This is a genomic window from Paucibacter sp. TC2R-5, assembly GCF_025717605.1.
Classification (GTDB): Bacteria; Pseudomonadota; Gammaproteobacteria; order Burkholderiales; family Burkholderiaceae_C; genus Paucibacter_A; species Paucibacter_A albus.
This window is the reverse complement of record NZ_JAJIRQ010000008.1, coordinates 304,990-327,232: the sequence shown is the minus strand read 5'-3', so window position 1 is coordinate 327,232 and position 22,243 is coordinate 304,990. Positions and strand designations below refer to the sequence as shown.

Below are 22,243 nucleotides of genomic sequence, written 5' to 3'. Positions count from 1 at the left end.
TATGCGCCGACCGCCGTGCACGAAGTCGCCAAGACCGGCATCGCGCGCACCTTCCAGAACATCCGGCTGTTCTCCGAGATGACCGCGCTGGAAAACGTGATGGTGGGCCGCCACATCCGCACCGGCTCTGGGCTGCTGGGTGCGATCTTCCGCACGCCCGGCTTCAAGAGCGAAGAAGCCGCAATCGCCAAACGCGCGCAAGAACTCTTGGACTATGTCGGCATCGGCAAGTACGCGGAGTTCAAGGCACGCACGCTGAGCTACGGCGATCAGCGGCGTTTGGAGATCGCGCGCGCCTTGGCCACCGACCCCAAGCTGATTGCCTTGGACGAGCCGGCCGCCGGCATGAACGCGACCGAGAAGGTGGTGCTCAGAGAGTTGATTGACCGTATCCGCAAGGACGGCTGTACCATTCTGTTGATCGAACATGATGTGAAGCTGGTGATGGGCTTGTGCGACCGGGTGTCGGTGCTGGACTACGGCAAGCAGATTGCCGAAGGCACGCCGTATGACGTGCAGCGCAACGAGAAGGTGATCGAAGCCTATCTGGGCGCCGGTCACAAGAACCACTGAGCGAGAGAATATAAAAATGTCAGCAAACATATTGCTCAAAGTCAGCGGGCTCAAGGTGGCTTACGGCGGCATTCAGGCCGTCAAGGGCGTGGACTTCGAAGTGGCGCAGGGTGAGCTGGTCAGCCTGATCGGGGCCAACGGCGCGGGCAAGAGCACCACGCTCAAGGCCGTCACCGGGCTGCAGCCGGTCGCAGCGGGCGACATCGAGTACATGGGTAAATCGATCAAGGGCCAGGGTGCTTGGGATCTGGTCAAGCAAGGCCTGGTGATGGTGCCGGAAGGGCGCGGCNCGCAGCGGGCGACATCGAGTACATGGGTAAATCGATCAAGGGCCAGGGTGCTTGGGATCTGGTCAAGCAAGGCCTGGTGATGGTGCCGGAAGGGCGCGGCACCTTCACGCGCATGACCATCACCGAGAACCTGCAGATGGGCGCCTATATCCGCAGTGACAAAAAAGGCATTGAGGACGACATCGACAAGGTGTTCGCGATCTTCCCGCGCCTCAAAGAGCGGCGGCTGCAGCTGGCCGGCACGATGTCGGGCGGCGAGCAGCAGATGCTGGCGATGGGGCGCGCCTTGATGACGCAGCCCAAGGTCTTGCTGCTGGACGAGCCCTCGATGGGCTTGAGCCCCATCATGGTGGACAAGATCTTCGAAGTCGTGAACGACATCCACAAGCAGGGTGTGACGATTTTGCTGGTCGAGCAAAACGCCAGCCGCGCGCTGCAGATCGCAAACCGGGGCTATGTGATGGAGTCGGGTCTGGTCACGATGACAGGCGAGGGCAAGACGCTGCTGGATGACCCGAAGGTCAGGGCCGCTTATCTGGGAGAGTGAGGGCCGGGCTCCGCAGCCAATACCCACTTGACCAGGCTGCGGAACAAGGTTTCTCTCGGGTAGCCGCGCTCGCTGGTGCTGGCGCGCATCAGGCTGCTGGGGTGGCGCTCGCGCGGCAGGGCAATGTCCCAATGGTCGGCGCGGGCCTCGGCCAAGAGGCTGCTGCCGGGCAGAATCGCGTCCCGACTCAGTAACTGGCCATCGTTGCGGGGATCGATATTGTTCAGCGCCGCATTGAAGGGGCGCAGTGAGATGCCGATTTCGGTACTCTGAGCAAATCCGACAACCGAGTGGTAGCGCAGCTCGGCCGGCGGCGGATGAGCCACCAGCCAGGCCACGCTTTCGCGCTGGGTCACGCTGCTGACTTCCCGGCCGTCGGAGGCCGAGCAGCCAAAGGGATCGATACGGGTCGATAGGCTCTCGAACATGCCCTCAAAATGATCGGCCAAGCGAGTGCCCATCACCACGCCGGCGACCGAAATCAGGTCGCTCAGGGCTGCAGGCAGGCCTTGTGGCTGACTCTGTAGCAGGGTCAGGGCGCGCAAGCTGTCTGGCACACCCTTGGAATAGGCCAGCAGCACGATGCGCTTCACCTCGGGCCGTGCGGCCTCTTGCTTGATCGCCTCAGCGACCCTTAGCGCATTGGCCTCGCTGGACTCGCGCCCGGCCACGGCGATGGAGCGAATGCCGGCCAGACCTAAATCCGCATACTGACGGTAGGCCTCGCTGCGGTTCAAAGCGGGCTCTCTGACCAAGCCGTCGCCGAAAGGCACCGATTGGTCCTCGAAACAATCGGCAAACAGACCCGGCACCAGCAGCACCGCAGTGCCCGGCGCTTGCTCGGCAAAGCGCCGCTTGATTGCGTCAAGGTCGGCAGGCTTCTTGTCGTATTGTTCTTCAATGCCGTGCAGCCAAGCGGCTATGGCTTGCGGCTTGGGGCCTGGATGGGCCTGCAATTCCTGCTCAAACAGCGTGGCAAAGGCCTGACGCTCATCCTTGACGCCGGCCGCAGAGATGGGCAGGTTGACGATGGGATGAGGGCTCAGCACATCGGGTGGCGCCACCCAGCTGGCGCAGCCGCTGCACAGCAGGCTGACGGCAACTACGAGTCCGGGCAGGGCGGGTGCGCGAAAGTTCATTGGCTTGTTTTTTCGCTTTCAGCGCATACCGACGCTGGCTTCGGTCAAAAAGAAACGCTCCGTGCGGCGCTTGGCTTCGCTGCGGTTCTCGTTACGCGTTTCTTCGGTGGCATCAAAGTCGAGTTTGGCCGCTTGCACGGCGCGGCAAGTCATATAGGCCTTGGCGCGTGGCTCGGTCAGGTCATCCAGATGGCCGCCCAGCAGATCCACCAGCTTGGCCTTGCGCCGAAACAAATCGATCTGAGCGGTGTGGTCTTTGGGCTGTTCGGCCTTCAAGGCGGCGATGCACTCGACGAAATTGCTGCCGGTGCACCAGGTCGGGAACTCCGAACGAATCAGGGCTCGCGTGTCGGCGTTGAGGAAGGCCTTGACCTGCACAATCGCGTCCAGCATCGCGTCTTGATAGATATGGGCATGTTCATACAAATCGCTGTCGCAGTCCTTGCACTCGGGCCCAAAGCGGCTGAGCAGCCACTTGACCACGCTGCCGCGTGATTCGCGCTGCTTGAGCACCAGCGCATGATCCACCTCGCGAATGTCTTCCACCGGCACACCCAGCGTGCCGCAGGTCTGCGCCTCCCAGGCGGCCAGCAGATCGGCATCACTCGCGACCGGGTGTTCGCCGTGCGGCATCAATTCGCCGCGCACCTTGATGCGGTTGGCCACTTCGTCATAGGCAAAACTCACACGTCTGTAGGCAATCGGCCAGTCGGACAGCGAGCTGACGTTGAGCTCCAGCACCGGCCTGGGGTCGAGCTCGCGGTGCGCGGCCCAAAAACCCCGGTGCGTGTGGGCCGACAAATAGACCAAAGGGTGTTCGAGCTCGGCCATCAGGCTGCGCAGCAAGAGCCTGGACGGCAGGCCCAAACCGCGCCAGTTGTGATGGCCAGCGAAGACAACCAAATCGCCATCTCGCTTGGCCTCGCTGACCCAATGGCTGATGGCGCGCACCTGATCCAGATTGACATGACCGATGCTGCCGGGGCTGCGGCCCATCAAGGTGTCCCAACTGCTGACCAAGGCGCCGGCCTGGTTGGTGTCCAGGCCAATCACGATCACGCGGCGCTTGGCGCCGGGCGCGGCGGGCAGTTGCAGTCGCTGCGCCAAGAAGGAGTCGGCGTAGGCATAACCGTCCAAGACATGGGCTTCGATGCCGCTCAAAAAGGCAGCGGTGTTGGGGTTGCGCCAGCTGACTCGGTGGCTGCCTTTTGCGGGCGGCAGCTTGATGCCGGGCTGGCTGGGTACAGCGGCCTGACCGCTCAAATACATCTGGATGAAGTCGCGCTTGCTGAAGGCCTCGTTTTCGGTCTTGTGGGCCTTGTCCTCCAGCGAGGCGCCGCGGCGGCAGGCTTGATTCCATTTCTGCGCGTCGCGGTTCAAGACATCATCAAGAATGCTGTAGCCGTAGATGCCGAACATCAGCCCGTCGTGATTGCCCGGCAAGATCGCACCGGCCCGGCCCGCCGCATTGAAGACCTTGCTCATGCGCTGCGCCTCGGAGCGGCAAGACATGTCCAGCACATCGCCAAGGTGCAGGAAGTTCTCGTCCGGGTGGGCCTGTAGCGCCCATTCCATGATGCGCCGCCCGAACAGCGGCTGCTCGGGCGGGCGCTGCGCGACCTCCACATAGGCATCCACCGCGCTGTCGTTGTCATACAGCGGCCAGCCGGTCGGTTCATGCTCTTGGGTGTCACCGAGCGCCACGATGGGGGTGGTCAGCTCGACATAGTTGCTAGCAGGCTCGACATCCGGTGCCGGCTGTGGCGCAAAGCTGGCGCAGGCGGTCAAGCTGGAAAGGCAGACCAGCAAGGCAAGACGCGAGTAGGCGTAGAGGGCGCGCTGCATGAGTTCTCAGTAGTAGCTGGCCGGCATCAGTTTGAAGAACCAGCTCTGGATGCGCTGCCAGGTGCTGCGTGCCGGGGCTTGGTCCAGCGGCGGGCCGTCGCTCTTCCATTGCACCTTGTTCTCGGGGCTGAGCTGCAAGGACCAGCTATTTGCCGCTGTCATATCGCGGGCCATGCGGGCGGCCAGCGCGGCACCGAGCGAAGGGCTTTCGATGATGACGCCCATTTCAGAATTGATCACCTCGGAGCGCGGGTCCAGATTCATGGAGCCGATGAAGCTGCGCGTTTGGTCTATCACCATGGCCTTGGTGTGCAGGCCGGCAAACTCGCTGCGCACCGGCGGGGTGTCCACAAAGTCTGCCTTGATGGCAGCGTCGGGGCGCAGCTCATACAGCGCCGTGCCGGTCAGCAAGATGGGCTTGCGCCAGTCTTCGTAATGCGCGTTGACGGCCGGCACATCGTGCGAGGCCAGCGAGTTGGTCAGAATGCGCACCTTCACGCCGCGCCCGTTCAACTCGGCCAGGTCGCTCATGAAATTTGCATCCGGGATGATGTAGGCATTGGTGATCAGCACCTCTTTCTGCGCCGAGCGCATCAGCGTGCGAAAGGCCTCAGGCATGTGGTTGTGTGTGCCTGCGGCCCGCGACGGCGAATCGGTGTGAACTTCGCTGCGGCCTTGCGTCAAGGAGGGGCTCAGATTGGCAAATTCACTGGCCCAATTGTGCCGTCCGGCCAACAGCTCTTGCACGGCCGGATGGGCAGCGGCGACTTCGGGCATTTCCAAGGAGGCAGGCGTCACGCGTCCCTTGGTCTTGTTGCTGCCGGGTGGAATCGCCCGCACCCATTCGCTGTTCCAGTAGCGATCGAATACCGCGCTGGCCTGGCGAGCCACGGGGCCGACGCCCAGCACATCCAGGTCATGGAAACTGAACTCGGCCAGCAGGCCGAAATACTCGTCCCCGATATTGCGCCCGCCGATGATGGCGACCCGGTTGTCGACAATCATTTGCTTGTTGTGCATGCGCCGGTTGAGGCGGCCGAAATCTGTCGCGCCCTCGGCCATCCGGCCGAGCCAGTCGCGCTGCTGCCAGGCATTGAAGGTGCGGATCTGAATATTGGGGTGTGAGTCGATGTGTGCCAACAAATCGTCGCGCAACTCGGGCGAGCTCATGCGGCGCAACATGGTGCTGAGGTCGTCAAACAACATGCGCACCTTGACGCCGCGCTCTGCCGCCGCGATGACCCGGGCCATCAAGAGCTGGCCACTCGCGTCACCAAACCAGACGTAGTACTGCAGATCTAGACTGTGGCTGGCTTGGTCAATCAGCGCGAGACGCCACTTCAGGCCTTCGGAGTTTTTCTCCAGCAGACGAAAACCGGATGTCTTGTCGCCATGCTTTTCCGTCCATAGAGTTTCCAGTTCGGCCAATGGCCCTGAGGCACTAGGCGCAGCGGCATAGGCCGGCGCGGGCTTGGGCAGCAGGGGCGGCGGCGCCGATGCACAGGCCGCGAGAAGCAGCGCTGCGACCAGCAAAAAACCGCGACGCGACCATGGCCCAAGCTGTGACATCAAATTGGATCGCATCAGAACAAGGCGGTGAAAATTGACGCCGAGAATAGTAGCAGTGTGGATGTGAACCAGGCTTGCTTGGTCTCTGGCTCATCCTTGTTTGAATGAACGCTAAAAGCGCGTGGAGTCAGCACAAATACTTGCTCGAAAGACCTTTTCGTACCTCGCTTGTAACCCGTGGGTCGGTCGAATCTTGTAATATGGTTACCAACTTTCACCTCTCCGAGTTACATCGGTCGTGTAAATGAACAAGACACTCCTCGCCGTCACCGAACGGATTCGTCAGCGCAGCGCCGCTACCCGCAGTGCCTATCTGGCGGGCATTGACCGCATGGCTGGCCGCAAGCGCGGGATCGAACGCATGGGTTGCGCCAATGTGGCGCATGCGGTGGCGGCAATGCCGGCCAATGACAAGCTGCGCATCGTGGCCGAGAAAGCGCCGCATCTGGCCATCGTGACCGCCTACAACGATATGTTGTCGGCTCACCAGCCTTATGAGGTCTACCCGGCGCTGATCCGCGATGAGGCCCACAAGCAAGGCGCCACCGTGCAAGTGGCCGGCGGCGTGCCTGCCATGTGCGACGGCGTCACGCAGGGCTTGCCCGGCATGGAGCTGAGCCTGTTCTCGCGCGACAACATCGCCATGAGCACGGCCATTGGTCTCAGCCACGACGTGTTCGATGCGGCGTTGCTCTTGGGCATCTGCGACAAGATCGTGCCGGGTCTCTTGATCGGTGCCTTGCACTTCGGTCATCTGCCTTGCATTTTTGTGCCGGCGGGGCCCATGAGCAGCGGTCTGCCGAACAATGAAAAAGCCAAGGTGCGCGAGAAGTTTGCACAGGGCCTGGTCGGCCGCGAGGAACTGCTCAAAGCCGAGTCCGCCGCTTATCACGGCGCCGGCACCTGCACTTTCTACGGCACCGCCAATAGCAATCAGATGCTGCTGGAGGCGATGGGTTTGCATGTGCCGGGCGCCGCCTTTGTGCACCCGCATGACCCGCTGCGCGAAGCGCTGACCCGCGAGGCGGTGCGCAATGCCCTGGCCATCACCCACAAGATGCGCTACACGCCGATCGGCCGCTTGGTGGACGAGCGCGTGATCGTCAATGCGATGGTGGCGCTCTTGGCCACCGGCGGCTCGACCAATCACTTGATCCACTGGGTGGCGGTGGCGCGTGCGGCCGGGATCATCATTGACTGGAGCGACTTCTCGGAGCTGTCCGGCATGACGCCGCTGCTGTCGCGTGTCTACCCGAACGGTGCAGCCGATGTGAATCAGTTCCAGGACGCCGGCGGACCTGCCTTTGTGATCCGCGAGTTGATGGACGCTGGCCTGATGCATGCCGACGTGATGAGCGTGGCCGGCGATTCGCTGCGCCCGTTTGGCCGCTTGCCGACGCTGGGTGAGGGCGGGGCGGTGGTCTGGCAAGACCTGGCCCCGCAAAGTGGCGATGAAACCGTGGTGCGCAAGGCCGCTGCACCCTTCAGCGCCACCGGTGGCCTGAAGCTCTTGGACGGCAACCTCGGCCGCGCGGTGATCAAGACCTCGGCCGTGCCCGATGACCGCCATATCGTCGAAGCGCCGGCGCGCATCTTCAGCTGCCAGGACTCGATGTTGGCGGCCTTCAAGGCGGGCGAGTTGGAGCGCGATGTGATCGTCGTCGTGCGCTTCCAGGGTCCGCAAGCTAACGGCATGCCTGAGCTGCACAAGCTCACGCCGCCGCTGGCCGTTCTGCAGGGCAAGGGCTTCAAGGTCGCCTTGGTGACCGACGGCCGCATGAGCGGTGCCTCGGGCAAGGTGCCGGCCGCTATTCATGTCTCGCCCGAGGCCTTGGCCGGTGGGCCGCTGGCGCGGCTGCGTGACGGTGATGTGGTGCGCATGGATGCGGTCAGCGGCGAGTTGCTGGCCTTGGTGCCGGCGGATGAGTGGGCGGCGCGTGAACTCGCGACCATCACGCCCGAGCAAGTGGTCGAGAACGGCCACGGCCTGGGCCGCGAGCTGTTTGCCGGCATGCGCCGCAATGTCAAGAGCGCCGAAGAAGGCGCCGTCAGCTGGCTTTGAGTCAATTGACCTTCAATAACAAATTAGGAGAGCAGCCATGAGCATCACCAACACCCTCAGCCTGGCAAGTTTCGGCCCGGTCATTCCCGTCATCGTGATCCAGCGTCTGGAAGACGCCGTGCCTTTGGCCCAGGCCCTGGTGGCCGGCGGCGTGCGTGTGCTGGAGGTGACGCTGCGCACGGCCTGCGCCTTGCAGGCGATGGAAGCAATGGCGCGCGCCGTGCCCGAGGCTATCGTGGGCGCAGGCACCTTGCGCACGGTAGAAGATGTGCGCGCCGCGCGCAATGCAGGTTGCCAGTTCGGCGTCAGCCCCGGTTTCACCGATGCGATCGGCGCGGCCTGCACCGAGCAAGGCCTGCCCTTGCTGCCGGGCGTGTCGACCGCCAGCGAAGTGATGCAGGCCAACGCCGCCGGCTACAACTTCCTCAAGCTGTTCCCGGCCGTGGCGGTGGGCGGCATCAATTTGCTCAAGGCCTTGGGCGGCCCCTTCCCGGACGTGGCGTTTTGCCCCACCGGCGGCATCACGCTGGAAACGGCTCCGCAGTTCTTGAGCCTGCCTAACGTCAAGGTTTGTGGTGGTTCTTGGCTGACCCCGCAAGACGCGGTGGACGCCGGTGATTGGGCGCGCATCACCAAGTTGGCGCTTGAGGCCGCTTCGATCAAGCGTTAACTCGCGGGCAAAGGCCTACTCGGCATCGGAGATGCTCAGGCCTTGCTCGGCGAGCCAGGCCAGACCTTCTTCGACGCTGGCCGAACTGCGATAGGGCGCCAAGCGCAGCGCCCGCTCGGCCAAATTGCGCACCATCACAGCATGAAAGCGCGAAGGTAGAACATCAGAGACGGCCACCATGCCATGTTGGACGCCGTCCTCGAAGAAACGCCACCAGGCTTCCAGCGCCTCTGGCGTGCCGCCCTCCCAATCCAGCGCGTCGCTGAGCAGCCCCCAGGGGGCGCCGCTTCTCGCGATCCACAGGGCGCGTGCCTCGCGGTGCAGGTTCTGCGCCGCCAGCTCATTCCATGCGCCGCTGTAAACAGCCATCAGCACATCACCTTGCCAGCGCAAGCTATAGCTGCCATGTTGGGACCAGCCGGGCATCGTTGCTATCTCAGGAGTTGATGGTTAGCAAACAAGCTCACACCGAGCCCGATTGCTCAGTGGCGGCAATCTGCCGCAGCGCTTGCTCAAAGACCTCGGGTGGCTGGCCACCCGAAATCAAATGGCGCTGATTGATGATGATGGCGGGCACCGAGCTGATGCCTTGAGCCTGCCAGAAGGCCTCGGCCTCGCGCACTTCCTCGGCCAAGCTGTCTGAGGCCAAGAGCGCGCTCGCCGCTGTGCCGTCCAGACCCACGCCAACGGCGGCTTCCAGCAGCACCGCGTGCGAGCCCGGGTTCTTGCCGTCGGTGAAATACGCTTTCAACAAGGCCAGCTTGAGCGCGTGTTGCAACTGCGGATCTTGCAGCCCGGCCCAGTGCAGCAGGCGGTGCGCATCAAAGGTGTTGTAAATGCGATCGCGCGCGCCCTTGGTGAAACTGAAACCCAGCTCGGCGCCGCGCGCCCGAATGGCCTCGCGGGTCTGCTCCAGTTGTGCCGGCGCCGCGCCATATTTGCGCGCCAAGTGGGCGTTGATTTCCTCGCCTTCGGCTGCCATTTGCGGGTTCAGCTCGAAGGGCTGAAAGTGCAGCTCGACCTGCAGTTCGGGCAGCTTGTCCAGCGCTTTTTCTAGAGACTTCAGGCCAATGGCGCACCAGGGGCAGGAGACGTCGGAGACAAAATCGATTCGCATAAAGCTGACTGTAGCTCAGCCAGCGGCCTGCCGCGCTGGCCATGTGGCCAGCAGCACGCCGCCCAAGGCCAGGCCATAGGAAGCGGCCTGCAGCAGGCTGAGCCGCTCGCCCAGCGCCAGGCCGACCAAACCGGTGGCGAGAGGCAAAAACACCATGAAGACGCCCGCCTTGGCCGCCGGCACTTGGCGCAGCCCCGTCATCCACAGCCAGACGCTGATCATGCTGGCCGCCGCCGCGTAAAAGACCAGCAAGGCCCAGTTGGCGAGGCTAGGCCCGGCGAAGTCAAAGCTGAAGGCCTGCCAAAGGCCCAAGGGCGTGCCCAACAACAAGCCCCACACATTGATCAAGGCGCTGATGCGCCGCGCCGACACCTGCGCGGTCAGGCGCTTGCCGATCACCACATAGCTGGCCTCGCAGAACACGGCGGCGAGCAGCAGAGCGGGCCCGAGCAGGGAGGCCGCAGGTGCCGATGCGTCGGTATTTTTGTCCAGGGCCACCAGCGCGATGCCGGCCACGCCGAGCAAAACGCCCAGCATCACGGGGGTGCTGATTCTCTCTTTGAGAAAGACCCGGCTCAGCAAGGCGACCGCCGCCGGGATGCCTGCCAAGATGACGCCGGCCACGAGGGCCGAGCTGTGACGCAGGCCGAACAAGAGGCAGATCGAAAAGAGAAAATTGCCGATTAAGGATTCAAGAAACAGCAGCCAACGCGTTCGGCTGTCCAAGGCGGGCTCGTTAGGGCTGCGTCGGAGCCAACTGGCCATCAGCAGGGCCGCAATTGCAAAGCGCAGCCAGGCCAGCAAGAACACCGGAAAGACCAGCAAAAGCAGTTTGGACAGGCCCACATAGCTGCCCACCAAGCTGGTGCTGAGGGCGAGGGCGGCATAGGCTGACCAGGGTGTGGCGGGCAAAAGGAGTTTGGGCATGTAATCATCATGCCCGCAGTCCATCTAAGCCGGCATCTTGGAGCAGACGAAAAAAAACCCGGCACGCGGCCGGGGTCTGGGCTTGTTAAAGCACAGCGTTCATTTGGCCGTCAGCACCCAGGCGGCCAGCACCTTGGCTTCGGCAGGCGACACCTGCGCATTGGCCGGCATCGGCACCGGACCCCAGACGCCGGAGCCACCCTTGACGATCTTGTCGGCCAGCTTGGCCACGGCGTCCTTGTCTTTGGCGTATTTGGCCGCCACGTCCTTGTAGGCCGGGCCGACGATCTTCTTGTCGACGGCATGACAGGCCATGCAGTTTTTCTTTTGCGCCAAATCGGCGCTGGCAAAGGCGGGCTGCGCCATTGTGATGGCGGCCAGTGCGCTCAAAGCGGGGAGAAAAGTCGTGGAGAATTTCATGCGGTCCTCTCGGTTACAAACAAAATCACTTTCGGCCTGTCCAAGCCTGAATGTGAACTACAGTTTAATGAAGGGTGAACAGGGCCAGTCGGGCTCATTCTAGAGCGCAGTCCAGCGCCCTCGCACCATCAAGCGGAGATCTCTCAATGTGGTTTGTTGCTATCGGCGTGCTGACGCTGCTGCTGAAGTTGCTCGGTATTGGGCCGGTCGCGGCCTGGAGCTGGTTGCTGGTCTTGGCGCCTTTCGCGGTGGCGGTTGTTTGGTGGGCTTGGGCCGATTCAAGTGGCTTGACGCAGCGCAAGGCCATGCAGCGCCTTGAGGAACGCAAGGCCGCCCGGCGCGAGAAAAACATCGTCGCCCTGGGCCAGGGCGACCCTCAAAAAAAGCGCAAATGATGCGCGGCTATTCATCGTCCTTGAAGCGCTGACGAATCTCCAGCACCTGCTCCCAGCGCTCGAAGAAGCTGTCGACACAAACCGGGTCGAAGTGGCTGCCACGGTGAGCCTTTAGATGGTCGGCGGCTTGCTCCAGCGACCAAGCTTTCTTATACGGCCGCTCCGAGGTCAGGGCATCAAACACATCGGCCACCGCGACGATGCGGCTGAAGATGGGAATCGCCTCGCCAGCCAGGCCCTGCGGATAGCCGCTGCCATCGAACTTCTCGTGATGACCGAGCGCGATCGCCGCCCCGGTCTGTAAGACCAGCGATGAGCTGTCTTTCAGAATTTCGTGTCCGATCTGGGCATGCTGCTTCATCACTTCGAACTCTTCGGGCGTCAGCCGGCCCGGCTTGAGCAGGATGGAGTCGGTGATGCCGACCTTGCCGATGTCATGCATGGGCGCGGCTTCGAGCAGCAACTGCCGGTCGGCATCGGACAAGCCCAAGCCCTGGGCAATCAGCTCGGAGTAATGCGCCATGCGCAGAATATGCGCGCCAGTTTCGGGGTCGCGATACTCGGCCGCTTTGGACAGTCGCACCACGGTTTCGCGTTCGCGCGCCAACACATCTTGCGTGGCCTTGGCGACTTCGCCGGCCAGCCATTCGGCCCGGTCGGCCAGCTTGTTACGGGCTTCTTCCAAGGCCACCATGGCCTGCTTGGTTTGACGCTGGGCTCGCTCGGCCAGCGCGTAAGCGGCCGCGTTGTCGAGCGCAATGGCACCGTAGGCGCACAGCGTTCGGCAAATCGCCGCCTCGCGCTCTCCGTAGGCATTGCTGAGTAGGGATTGAACCGACATCACGCCTAACAAGCGCTCTCCGATGGCCAGCGGCGTGAACAACATGCTGATGGTGGCCAGGGGTCCATTCAAATGAGCCGGGTGTTCTTGCGCAGGTCTTTCGTTCTCGATCAGCTGTTGGCGCGAGCGCGCGCAGCGTGCCGTGTGCGAACGGGGGTGCTTGAGCGGAATCTGCTGCGAGGGGACTTCAGCAGTGCCCGCGCTGCTGAAGGCGGCGTTGAGGACTTCACCCTCGGCGTCCAGCAAAAAAACAAAGAAGGCGCTGACATCCATCAACTGTGCAAGGTGGCGTTGAAAGGTGGCGAAAATGGCTTCGCTCTTGAGGTTGCCGGTCAGCTCCATGCCGATCTGGCTCAGCACCTCCAGCGTCGCGCTGGCTTCTTCCAGCGCCTCGGCGCGCTGCGCCTGCGCCTCGGCCAACTGGCGTTGACTCTGGGCCTCGGCGCGTGCGCGCTCGCTGTCTTGACGCACCAGCAAGGACTCGGCGCGATGATGCGCCTGCGCGAGGCGTTCATTCGCGCGGGCTTGGGCGGCGGCCTGGCCGTAGGCCTGGGCCTGCTGTTCGTCACCGCTGGCCGCGTAGGCATTGGCCAGGTCGCTGAGCAAGTCGATAGGCACCGCATAGGCCTCAATGCCGGCGGCGAGTGCCAGGGCCAATTTCAGGTAATGCAGGACCGGGTTGGCCTCGCTCATGCCCTCGGGCGCGGGCAGGGGATAGGTTTGGTAGAGCTCGGCGAAGACCCGCAAGATCTTCACCTGATCGTCGGTACCGCCTTGGCTGCGGGCCAGCTCCAGCGCGTCTTGCCCCTTGCGCAAGGCCTTGTCGACCTGCCCGATGCGGCACAAGGCCATGGCCTGACCCGACCAGGCGCGGTAAAGATAGGCGGCACTGCCGGCCAGCTCAGCCTTCTCCTCGGCCTTGCTAAAGTGGAGCAAGGCCGCGTCGGGGTTGCCGGTTTCGAGGGCGAGCTCGCCCAGGTACAGCTGCGCCAGCATATGGCCTTGGGAGGCCGGTATATCTTGCAAGGCCAACATGGCTTCATGGAGCGTGGCATGGGCGTCCGCATAGCGGCCCAGCAGTCGTTGGATATTGCCGGTCTGCACCAAGGCCATGCCCAGCGGCGCGGGCCATGCGGCTTGGCGCGCGCCGCTCAAGCCGCGCTCGCCCCATTCCAGCGCTGCATCCATATCGCCCAGCGAGGCTAGGGCGTCGGCAGCATTGCCGGCCGCATAGATGGACAGGCGAACTTGCCCGGTTTCGGTCGCGGCATTGAAGGCTCGCACAAAATACTGGCTGCCGGCACCGGGTTTGCCGGTCAGCCCGGCGACGATGGCCTGGGTGCTGGCCAGACAAGCCGTGGCGGCAGGCCCGAGCGTCGCGCAGCGCTGCTCATCGAACAAATCGTGCAGCTGCAGTTCGGTGGCGGGCGCATCGCGAAAGGCAGTATGGGCCAGGCCGCGCGCCTGTGCGGCGGCCTGGCGATCAGCATCGCCGCCGCTGCGAAAATCTTCGATGGCCGCGTTCATAAAGGCATTGCCGAGCAGCACATCCCCGCGCTCCAGGTACACGGTCGCCAAGGCCCAACGCGCATCGCCGCAGCCTATACGGTCGCCTGCTTTGTCAAACAGCGTCAGCGCGCTCTGAGCCAGCTGTTCGGTGGCGTCGAGTTGCCCATACAGCCAACTGATCTCGGCGCTGAGCAATTGCAATCGTGCACGATGAGCGTCGCGGTCGATTTCTGCAAGCTGCGGCATATCGCTCAGCAATGCTTCGGCCTCAGCGGCGAGGATCAAGGCGCGGTGGCAATCGCGTTGGCGCAACTGCCAAGCCAGCGCAATGCGTAACTCCAGGCCTTGGAGGCTGTTCAAGCCATTCATGACGCTCAAGTCGTTCAGCTCGGTCTCCATCGCCAGGACTTGATGATTGAGTGCAAACCATTCCATGCGCGGCCCTGATCCTTGTTGCTTCTACGAAAGTGCTGTCGCAGTTTCTCCCAAAACAGATCAAGCGAAGAGGCAAACTGCCGCCTTTTGGGCGGCAATTACTGGCTTTTTGAGCTGCGCTCAAATCAACGCAAGCGTCGCACCTGCCAGACATAGCCGGCCAGGCCAGCCAATGCCGCCAGGCTCAAGTAGAAACCTACCGAAGCGGTATTGGCCGCGCCGTTGAACCCGAGCGCGTCGATTGCTGACAGATCACGGGCGTTCAAGGCGATGTAGAGCCAGCCTAAAAAGAAGGCCAAAAAGCAGCGAGCCGTCTTGGCGAGCACGCCCATCAACGCGGCCAGCGCGCTTAAACCGAGGATGCCGCTGAGCAAGGCCAGGCTGCCGAGCAAGTTGCCCGTAAGTGCCCAGCGCAGCGCGATCAAGCCCATGAACATCAGGCCCAGCAGGCAGCTGGCCGACAGTTGACTCAGGTAGCGGCGACCGGCACCACCGCGTCCGCTGCAGGCCAGCAACTCGGTGTCGGCCTGAAAGTCGCGGCTGCTCAGCTCGCTGATCAAGACGCCCCAGCAAGTGGCGATGGCGATCAGCGGCCCCGCCAGCGACGCCGCAGGCACGATGGCACTCGCGGCGATGGACAGCAGCAGCAAGGCGATCGCGGCGGGCGTGCTGGCCAAGCTCAAGGCGGTATCGGCCAAGACTTGACCGGCCAAGCCTGGCAGCTTTGCGGCTAGCCAGAACAGCGGCTGCACCAAGCGGCTCAAGGGTTTCAACCATGCGTTGAGGACGGCCAGCGGTGAGCGCCTCGCGGCGGCCGCGCTCAGCTTGACCCGGTCGGGCGAATAGCGATGAAAACACAGTCGAGCCAGCATCAGCGGCAGCAGCGCCAACATGAGGGCAAGGCCGCGCGTGAATAACTGGCTGGTGGACCAGCTCAACTCCTTGATGCTGATCGGGGCGAGCTCGGGGTTGAAGCTGCTCAGCCCCAGTTGGACCGAGGTACTGCCCAGCTGCGCGCTCAGCTGTGACACGGCGGTCACGATGCCGGTGAAGTCCAGCAGCAGCCAGGCCGGAGCGGGCGCCAAATCAGCCGAGCCAATGCTGGCCATCAAGGCCAGCAGGGCTACCCAGATGAAGAAGTACAGCACATCACCGGCCTTGCCCATTAAGACGCTGACGCTGTCAAAAAAAGTGGCGCAAGTAGCGGTGAAGCACAGGCTGGGCAGCAGCACGAAGGCATAGGCCCGCAAATAAACGCCGAGCTCGAGCGGGCCCACGCCATGGCTGAGATGAAACACCAAGGTCGAGGCCAGGTAGGCCAGCACCAGAACGCCCAAGTAGAGCAGGCCGGCAAGCGTGCGGCCCAACAAGAAAACCGCGGAGGATGCCGGCGCACAGGCGATCACCGCACCCAAACCACTGCGCATGTCCTCAGCGGCACGGCCGCGCAGCAAGAAAAAGCCGAATAGCGTCAACAAGGGGCTCAGCAAGGTGGCGCTGGCCAATGCCAGCGCGGCACTGGTATTGAGGACTCGGGTGTCTTTCACGACCAGCAGCGTGGTGTTGTCAACAGGTGCCGCGATGATCAGCCAGGCCAGTCCCAGCATCGCGGCAAAAGCGAGCAGGCTGCCAAGCCGGCGGGTGCGCAAGCGCCACTCGGTCAGCACCAAGACGAGGAGTAACTGCCCGTTCATGCGGCCAATTCCAAGGCCGCATAGCGGCGCGCCATCAAGGCCTCTTCCAGGCTCGGTTCGGCGTGGCTGGCGTCACGGCAGGGCGAATGGGGGTGGGCGATGCGGACATTGATGCGCTCGCCCTGGCGCTGCGCATGCAGGACATGAACTTGCGCGCGCAAGGACTCGAACTCGGCCGCGTCGATATTGGCTTGCCAGACCTGGCCATGCGCGGCTTGCAGGATCGCGTCCGGGGTTTCAAACGCGATCAATCGACCGTTCTTCATGATGGCCAGCTGGCCGGCAATGCTCTCGACGTCGCTGACGATATGGGTCGACATGATGACCAGCTTTTTGAAGCCTAACTCGGCCAGCAAGTTGCGAAAGCGCAGGCGCTCTTCAGGGTCTAGGCCGGCGGTGGGCTCATCGACGATGAGGATGTCGGGGTCGTTCAGCAAGGCCTGTGCGATCCCGAGGCGTCGGCGCATGCCGCCTGAGAAGCTGGCGGCGGGGCGCTTGGCATGGTCTTGCAGGTTCACCAGTTCCAGCAAATGGCGGATGCGCGCCGGGTCGCGCACGCCCTTCAAGGCGGCGAAATACTGCATGAACTCCAAGGCGCTGAGGTTGGGGTAGACACCGAAATCCTGCGGCAAAAAGCCCAAGCGGCTGCGAATCTGTTCCGGCTTTTTGACGATGTCCTGACCCTGGAAAAGAATCGCGCCGCTGCTTGGCCTGGTCAGGCTGGCGATCATCTGCATCAGCGTGGTCTTGCCCGCGCCGTTGTGGCCGATCAAGCCGACCACGCCTTGCGTCAATGTCATCGTGACCTGATCGACCGCGCGGAGCTGGCCGCCGAAGATTTTGCTGACCTGCTGAAGTTCTAGCATGGGGTTCCTTGGTGGGGCTGTGCCGTAACAATGCCCGCACGATATTCAACCCTGGCCTTGCATGCAGTGCTTTTGCGACAGACTGCAAAAAGCCGGTGCTACAAAGGCTGCGCGGCGCTTTGCCCTTCTATCGCTGGCCGTCAAGTCTGCTTATCAAGGCCCGCTTACAAAGGCCCATTTACAAAGGCCCATGTACCAAGACCCGCTCAAGCGGGTCGGTAGCCTTCGCGCCACTGCTCGAAGACCGGGGTGTCCATCGGCTTAGCGAGCAAATAGCCTTGCACCAAATCGCAGCCCGCATTGCGCAGCACCGCCATCTCGGCCTCGGTTTCGACGCCCTCGGCCGTCACGGTCAGGCGCAAGCTGTGCCCGAGCTTGACGATGGAGCCGAGCAGTTCCTGGCGGCGCGCGTCGAAATTGACGCCGTCGACAAAGCTGCGGTCAATTTTGAGCTCATGTACCGGCAGCATTTGCAAATAAGCCAGCGAAGACTGGCCGGTGCCGAAATCGTCGATCGACAACTTAACGCCCAGTTCATGAAGCGCATGCAGCATTTGGATGGGCTCCGGCCCGGCGGCCATCAGACCCGATTCGGTCAGCTCCAGATGCAGCAAATGGGGCGGCAAATTGGCCTGGCTCAACAGGGTCGCGACCCGTCCGACCAGACTGGGGTCTTGCAAATCCAGGGTCGAAACATTCACGGCGATGCTCAGGCTCAAACCCTGCGCATGCCAGGCAGACAACGTGCGCACCGCGCGCTCCAGCATCCACTGGGTGATCTGCCGAATGCGCCCCGTTTGCTCGGCGAAGGGCACAAAGTCACTTGGGGGCAACCAGCCCCGCACCGGGTGCTGCCAGCGCACCAGCGCTTCAACGCCTTGCAGGCTGCCGTCCCGCGCCGAAACCTTGGGCTGCAAAAACTGCCGCAAGTGGTTGTGCGCCACCGCTTCTTGCAGGTCGGACAGCAAGCTCAGCTGTTGCTTGCGTGCCGCCTCCAGCGTCGGCACATACAGGCTGGCATGCGAGCGCAGGCGCTTGCTCTCGAACATCGCCTGCTCGGCCAGCCGCACAAGGGCTTCGCAGCCTTGGCCATGCTCGGGGAAGAGCGTCATGCCCAGCGAGATGGACAGATCCAGGGTCTGGCCCTGCCAACACACAATATGCTGAACGGCTTGCAAGACCTTGTCGGCCTGGGCCTGCGCCTGCAGCGCATGGCTTGTGCCTTGCGCAGGCGGCAAGGGCAGCAAGACGACAAAAGTGCCTCCGCCCAAACGACCCAGACAAGCGCCGCCGGCGAACAGATCGCGCAGCTTATCCGCAGCGCCGACCAGCACTGCGTCGCCGGCCTCGAAGCCGAGGATGTTGTTGATGGTCTTGAGCCGGTCCACGTCCAGGCACAGCAGCAGCGCAGCGCCCCCGTTTGCGAGCAGCGGCTCCAGCTGTTCGTCGCCCAGCTTGATGAAATGCGCGCGCTGCGCCAAGCCGGTCAGCAAATCGATATTGGCCTGATGCTGCAGTTGGCGTTCGCGGTCTCCCACCGCTTGCGCCAACGTGTTGACGGCGCCGCTGACACGGCTGACTTCATCGCTGCCTTGCCGATCGATGCGGTGCTCGTAATTGCCCGCCGCGATCAAGCCGGCACCGGCCTCGGTCTTGGACAATGGGCCGGTGATGCTGCGCGTGACCAAGGCTGCCAGGCCCAGACCCAGTACCAAGGCCAACAAACAAGCCAGCAACACGGCGTCGCGATCGCTCGCAATTTGTTCCCGCAACCGGGTCGCTTCGGCAAAAGAGGCTACCTGTTCGGCGCTGGAGAGATCGCGGATGGCTTCGGCCAGTCGGCTCAGGCTGGCTTCGGTTTCGTTGCCCAACATGCGCCGGGCTTCTTCGAACAGTTCGGCTTCGAGCAGGTCGGCGGTGAAGCCGTAATGGGCCCGGTACTCTTCCAAGCGGCCGCGCATCAGCATGAATGCCTCGTGGCGGGGGCCAGCGGGGAGGCGCAGCTCGAGTTGACTCAATGCCTTGTTCAAACGCTGATTGGCGGCGTCGATGGCGGTGTAGGCCAGCACGCGTTGATCGCGCTTGGCGCTGATCAAGACCAGCAGTTTGCGCGCGGCATCTTCCGAGCCAGCGCTGATGTCGGTGATCAACTCCGCCGTCTGCGCCTGTTCGGCCACCAACTTGGTCAAAGCCTGGGAGAAGTGGCCAAAGCGTGTGATCGCCATGCCCGCCACCAGCAAGAGCAAGACCAGCAGAAACGAAAACACCAAACTCAGGCGTGGTCCGATTCGCAGGCGGGGAAGCAAAGACAGCATGGCAAGATGGTCGTAGCCAGGACCACCTATCTTAGAGGCTTGGCGCCGCTTGCCAAGCTGCTCAATTGATGCGCAGCCAAGTTGTTTTCAACTCGGTGTATTTGTCGAAGGCATGCAGCGATTTGTCGCGCCCGTTACCACTTTGCTTGTAGCCGCCGAAGGGCACGGTCATATCGTCTTCGTCGTATTGGTTGACGTGCACGGTGCCGGCGCGCAGCGCCCTTGCGACCCGATGGGCCCGGTCGATATGACTGCTCCAGACGCTGGCTTGCAGGCCGTATGGGCTGTCGTTGGCCATGGCCACCGCCTGTGCTTCGTCTTTGAAGCGCAGCAAGCTCATCACCGGGCCGAAGATCTCCTCCCGCGCAATCTTCATCTGCGGCTGTGCCTCGAATACAGTCGGTTCGACAAAGTAGCCACCGCTGGCCTCGCGCGACTGCTTGGCGCCGGCCAAGACGCGCGCGCCTTCTTGTAGGCCCGATTCGATATAGCCCAACACCGTGCGCAGTTGCCCCTCGTCCACCAAGGCGCCCATCACGGTGCCGGCGTCGAGCGGATCGCCCGCTTGATACTGAGGCACTTGCGCCGCCACCAAGGCGGCAAACTCATCGGCGATGTCTTCGTGCACCAGCACGCGCGAGGGCGCGTTGCAGGACTCGCCTTGGTTGAAGAACATGCTGCCGGCCACGGTCTGCGCGGCGCGCTGAAGATCGTCAAAGTCCGGGAAGACCAAAAAAGCCGATTTGCCGCCGAGTTCGTTATAGACCCGCTTCAGATTCGAGCGGCCGGCGTATTCCAGCATCTTGCGCCCGACCCGGGTCGAGCCGGTGAAGCCAATCGCGTCCACGTCCATGTGCAGGGCCAAAGCCTCACCAGCCTCATGGCCGAAGCCGGGCACCACATTGAAAACCCCAGGCGGCAAGCCGGCCTCCATGGCCAGCTCGGCCAAGCGCAGCGCGGTCAGTGGGGATTTCTCGCTAGGTTTAAGCACCACCGAGTTGCCGGCGGCCAGCGCGGGCCCCAACTTCCAGGCCGACATGATCATCGGATAGTTCCAGGGCACGATGGCGCCGATCACGCCCATGGGTTCGCGCTGTATCAAGGCCAGTGCTGTCGGGCCAGTGGGCGCAATCTCGTCGTAAATCTTGTCGACCGCTTCCGCGTACCAGGCGATGCAGCGAGCTGCTGCCGGTACATCGACGCTGAGCGAATACTGGATGGGCTTGCCCATATCCAGCGTTTCCAGCAGGGCCAATTCCTCTTTGGCGGCCAGGATCAGATCGGCAAACTTGAGCAACACGCGCTTGCGCGCTGCGGGTGGGCGCCTGGACCAGCGGCCGTCATCAAAGGCGGCGCGGGCGGCGGCCACCGCCGCGTCGATATCGGCCCCTTGACCCCTGGCTACCGCCCCCAAGCTCTTGCCATTGATGGGCGAGATGCAGTCGAACTGCTCACCGCTCAGGCACTCGACTCGGCGCCCGCCAATGAAGGGGCGTCCATCGATTTTCAATAGGGCGGCGCGTTCATGCCAGTTGATGGAGGGTTTGCTCATGAATTTGCCTTTTGCTCTATTTAGAACTTCACCACCACCGACGCGCCAAGCAGGTTGTTGCTCTTGGAGAAGCTGCCGTCCTTGACCAACTCGAACACCGAGCGGTCGGCGCGGTCGTAGCGATACTCCAGCTTGAACGTGGTGTTGAGGTCGTAGAGGTAGTTGATGCCCAGTGCCAGCGCCATTCGATTGGCACCGCGCTCGGTGTCGGTCAGCAGCAGATCGCCGGTGTCGCCGTCGCGGCCGGTCATGGTCGGGCCAATGCCGTTGCGTGCGTCGGCGCCGAAGCCCAAGAGGCCGCCACCGTTCTTGCTGTTCTTCAGGTAGTCAAGCCGCCCGACGGTCTCGAACCTTGGGTTGAATTTGTAGGCCACCAGGCCCGACAGACCCCACCATTCGGAGTTGCGCAAGGCGCCGGTGTCCGGGTTAGGGCTGATCGAGGCCTGCTTTTGGCCACCGTAGCTGACCTGCCCCTGCATCGTCCAGTCGCCGCGAATGTAGTAGCCATCGACTTCGAACAGATTCAGCATGGTGCTGCCTGTGCCGCCTATGCCGTTGGCGGCCTTGCCATGCACGCCGGCAAAACCAAAGCCGTCAAACTCGCCCTTGGCATAGTCGACCCGGTAGGCAATCACCGGTGACTTCTCGCCCGCCGGCAGCATCGAGGCATTCAAATTGGCCAAAACTGCCTTGGTGATCCATTTGCCGCTGGTCACCTCAAGGCCGGCGCCGGTGTAGGCGGTGGGCAGGGTGAAGTCGAATAACAAGTTATGGGTGACGAGCTTGTTCAGCGTCGGTTGCAACATCTCATAGCCCGACCAATCCGGCATATGGCCGGCAATCAGGCGCGTCTGCAAGTCGCCCAAGGGTATCGACACGCTGGCTTCTTGGATCACGCTGCCGTTGCCAATCACCGCATCGGTGCCGCGGTTGGGTGACAGGGTCAGGTGCCAGCGCGTGCCGCCTTCGGTCTCCTTGAGCAGGTCAAGTGCGACCGTGCCGATATAGGAGTTGTCATAGTGGTAGCCGCCATTGGCCACATTGTTCAGGAACTGGAAACCTGCGCGGTTCTGATTGCGGTTATAGATATAACTCGGGTCCATATAGCCGCTGATCTTCAGGTTCTTCAGGCCAAAGGCTTCCATGCTGTCTTCCAGCGCCTCGGTTTTGACGGCGATGCGGTTGAAGTCCTGCGCCTGCTGCGGAGTCATGCCCCATTGCGCGGTGGCCGGCGCTGCGGCCGCGGCGGCCGGCTTGGCTTCATTGGCCTTGAGTTTTTCTTCCAACTGATTGACGCGGTCGCGTAAGGCGCGCAACTCCTTCAGCAGTTCTTCATTGGTTTGCGCCAAAGCTGCGCTGGGATAGGCGCTTGCAATTGCCAGAGTCAATGCTGCGAATATTGGGAATTTCATCAGGTTCTCCGGTTTACATCTATCAAATTCGTCAGTGGTATTCATTGGCCGCATCATTGGCCGCA

Annotated in this window: 17 protein-coding genes and 1 pseudogene; 5 read left to right on the top strand and 13 right to left on the bottom strand. The window is 62.7% G+C overall.

The window, feature by feature from the left end:
* A partial coding sequence (locus LNV08_RS19120) for an ABC transporter ATP-binding protein (protein ID WP_263535336.1) occupies positions 1-573 on the top strand: 573 nt, incomplete at its 5' end.
* Positions 574-589: 16 nt separating this feature from the next.
* Positions 590-1,410: pseudogene (locus LNV08_RS19115) on the top strand (ABC transporter ATP-binding protein).
* Here LNV08_RS19115 and LNV08_RS19110 read toward each other — a convergent pair.
* Genes LNV08_RS19110 through LNV08_RS19100 form a run of 3 tightly spaced genes read right to left on the bottom strand, consistent with a single transcriptional unit; the run spans position 1,395 to position 5,978 of the window.
* Positions 1,395-2,549 carry a hypothetical protein gene (locus tag LNV08_RS19110; RefSeq protein WP_263535335.1) on the bottom strand — a complete coding sequence of 385 codons (1,155 nt, stop codon included), beginning with the start codon at positions 2,547-2,549 and terminating at the stop codon, positions 1,395-1,397. The pseudogene LNV08_RS19115 and the gene LNV08_RS19110 sit on opposite strands and share 16 nt — an antisense overlap.
* Before the next feature lie 18 nt (positions 2,550-2,567).
* On the bottom strand, positions 2,568-4,394 hold the full coding sequence (locus tag LNV08_RS19105) for a metallophosphoesterase (protein WP_263535334.1): 1,827 nt from the start codon (positions 4,392-4,394) through the stop codon (positions 2,568-2,570).
* A 6-nt stretch (positions 4,395-4,400) separates the two neighbouring features.
* Complete coding sequence (locus tag LNV08_RS19100; RefSeq protein WP_263535333.1) at positions 4,401-5,978, bottom strand: phospholipase D-like domain-containing protein; 1,578 nt, start codon at positions 5,976-5,978, stop codon at positions 4,401-4,403.
* A gap of 229 nt (positions 5,979-6,207) precedes the next feature.
* Between LNV08_RS19100 and edd the strand changes: the two genes are divergently transcribed.
* Complete coding sequence (gene edd / locus LNV08_RS19095; protein WP_263535332.1) at positions 6,208-8,025, top strand: phosphogluconate dehydratase; 1,818 nt, start codon at positions 6,208-6,210, stop codon at positions 8,023-8,025.
* Between the two features lie 37 nt (positions 8,026-8,062).
* Entirely contained in the window at positions 8,063-8,695 is a 633-nt protein-coding gene (locus LNV08_RS19090; RefSeq protein ID WP_263535331.1) for a bifunctional 4-hydroxy-2-oxoglutarate aldolase/2-dehydro-3-deoxy-phosphogluconate aldolase, read from the top strand.
* Between the two features lie 15 nt (positions 8,696-8,710).
* Here LNV08_RS19090 and LNV08_RS19085 read toward each other — a convergent pair whose 3' ends face one another.
* The 4 genes from LNV08_RS19085 to LNV08_RS19070 all read right to left on the bottom strand — a co-directional run bounded on the left by LNV08_RS19085 (position 8,711) and on the right by LNV08_RS19070 (position 11,159).
* Positions 8,711-9,121 carry a hypothetical protein gene (locus LNV08_RS19085; protein ID WP_263535330.1) on the bottom strand — a complete coding sequence of 137 codons (411 nt, stop codon included), beginning with the start codon at positions 9,119-9,121 and terminating at the stop codon, positions 8,711-8,713.
* Between the two features lie 37 nt (positions 9,122-9,158).
* Positions 9,159-9,812, bottom strand: coding sequence for a DsbA family oxidoreductase (locus tag LNV08_RS19080; protein ID WP_263535329.1), 654 nt, complete (start codon positions 9,810-9,812; stop codon positions 9,159-9,161).
* A 15-nt stretch (positions 9,813-9,827) separates the two neighbouring features.
* Entirely contained in the window at positions 9,828-10,739 is a 912-nt protein-coding gene (locus tag LNV08_RS19075; protein WP_263535328.1) for a DMT family transporter, read from the bottom strand.
* Between the two features lie 99 nt (positions 10,740-10,838).
* Positions 10,839-11,159 carry a c-type cytochrome gene (locus tag LNV08_RS19070; protein ID WP_263535327.1) on the bottom strand — a complete coding sequence of 107 codons (321 nt, stop codon included), beginning with the start codon at positions 11,157-11,159 and terminating at the stop codon, positions 10,839-10,841.
* Between the two features lie 146 nt (positions 11,160-11,305).
* Between LNV08_RS19070 and LNV08_RS19065 the strand changes: the two genes are divergently transcribed.
* A complete protein-coding gene (locus LNV08_RS19065) occupies positions 11,306-11,554 on the top strand; it encodes a TIGR04438 family Trp-rich protein (protein WP_263535326.1) in 249 nt (82 codons plus the stop codon).
* A gap of 7 nt (positions 11,555-11,561) precedes the next feature.
* On the opposite strand, the gene LNV08_RS19060 is transcribed toward LNV08_RS19065, so the two are convergent.
* From LNV08_RS19060 to LNV08_RS19035, 6 genes are all read right to left on the bottom strand, one after another.
* On the bottom strand, positions 11,562-14,339 hold the full coding sequence (locus LNV08_RS19060; protein WP_263535325.1) for an HD domain-containing phosphohydrolase: 2,778 nt from the start codon (positions 14,337-14,339) through the stop codon (positions 11,562-11,564).
* 125 nt (positions 14,340-14,464) lie between these two features.
* Positions 14,465-16,033 carry a hypothetical protein gene (locus LNV08_RS19055; protein WP_263535324.1) on the bottom strand — a complete coding sequence of 523 codons (1,569 nt, stop codon included), beginning with the start codon at positions 16,031-16,033 and terminating at the stop codon, positions 14,465-14,467.
* The gene (locus tag LNV08_RS19050; protein ID WP_263535323.1) at positions 16,030-16,899 is read right to left on the bottom strand and encodes an ABC transporter ATP-binding protein; all 870 of its coding nucleotides are present in this window, start codon (positions 16,897-16,899) and stop codon (positions 16,030-16,032) included. Before LNV08_RS19050 ends, LNV08_RS19055 begins: the two co-directional genes overlap by 4 nt.
* A 206-nt stretch (positions 16,900-17,105) precedes the next feature.
* Complete coding sequence (locus tag LNV08_RS19045) at positions 17,106-19,214, bottom strand: putative bifunctional diguanylate cyclase/phosphodiesterase (protein WP_263535322.1); 2,109 nt, start codon at positions 19,212-19,214, stop codon at positions 17,106-17,108.
* 61 nt (positions 19,215-19,275) lie between these two features.
* A complete protein-coding gene (locus LNV08_RS19040) occupies positions 19,276-20,766 on the bottom strand; it encodes an aldehyde dehydrogenase (RefSeq protein WP_263535321.1) in 1,491 nt (496 codons plus the stop codon).
* 20 nt (positions 20,767-20,786) lie between these two features.
* Positions 20,787-22,178: a DUF3138 family protein gene (locus LNV08_RS19035; RefSeq protein ID WP_263535320.1), complete on the bottom strand. Its 1,392-nt coding sequence runs from the start codon at positions 22,176-22,178 to the stop codon at positions 20,787-20,789.
* Positions 22,179-22,243: the final 65 nt, after the last annotated feature.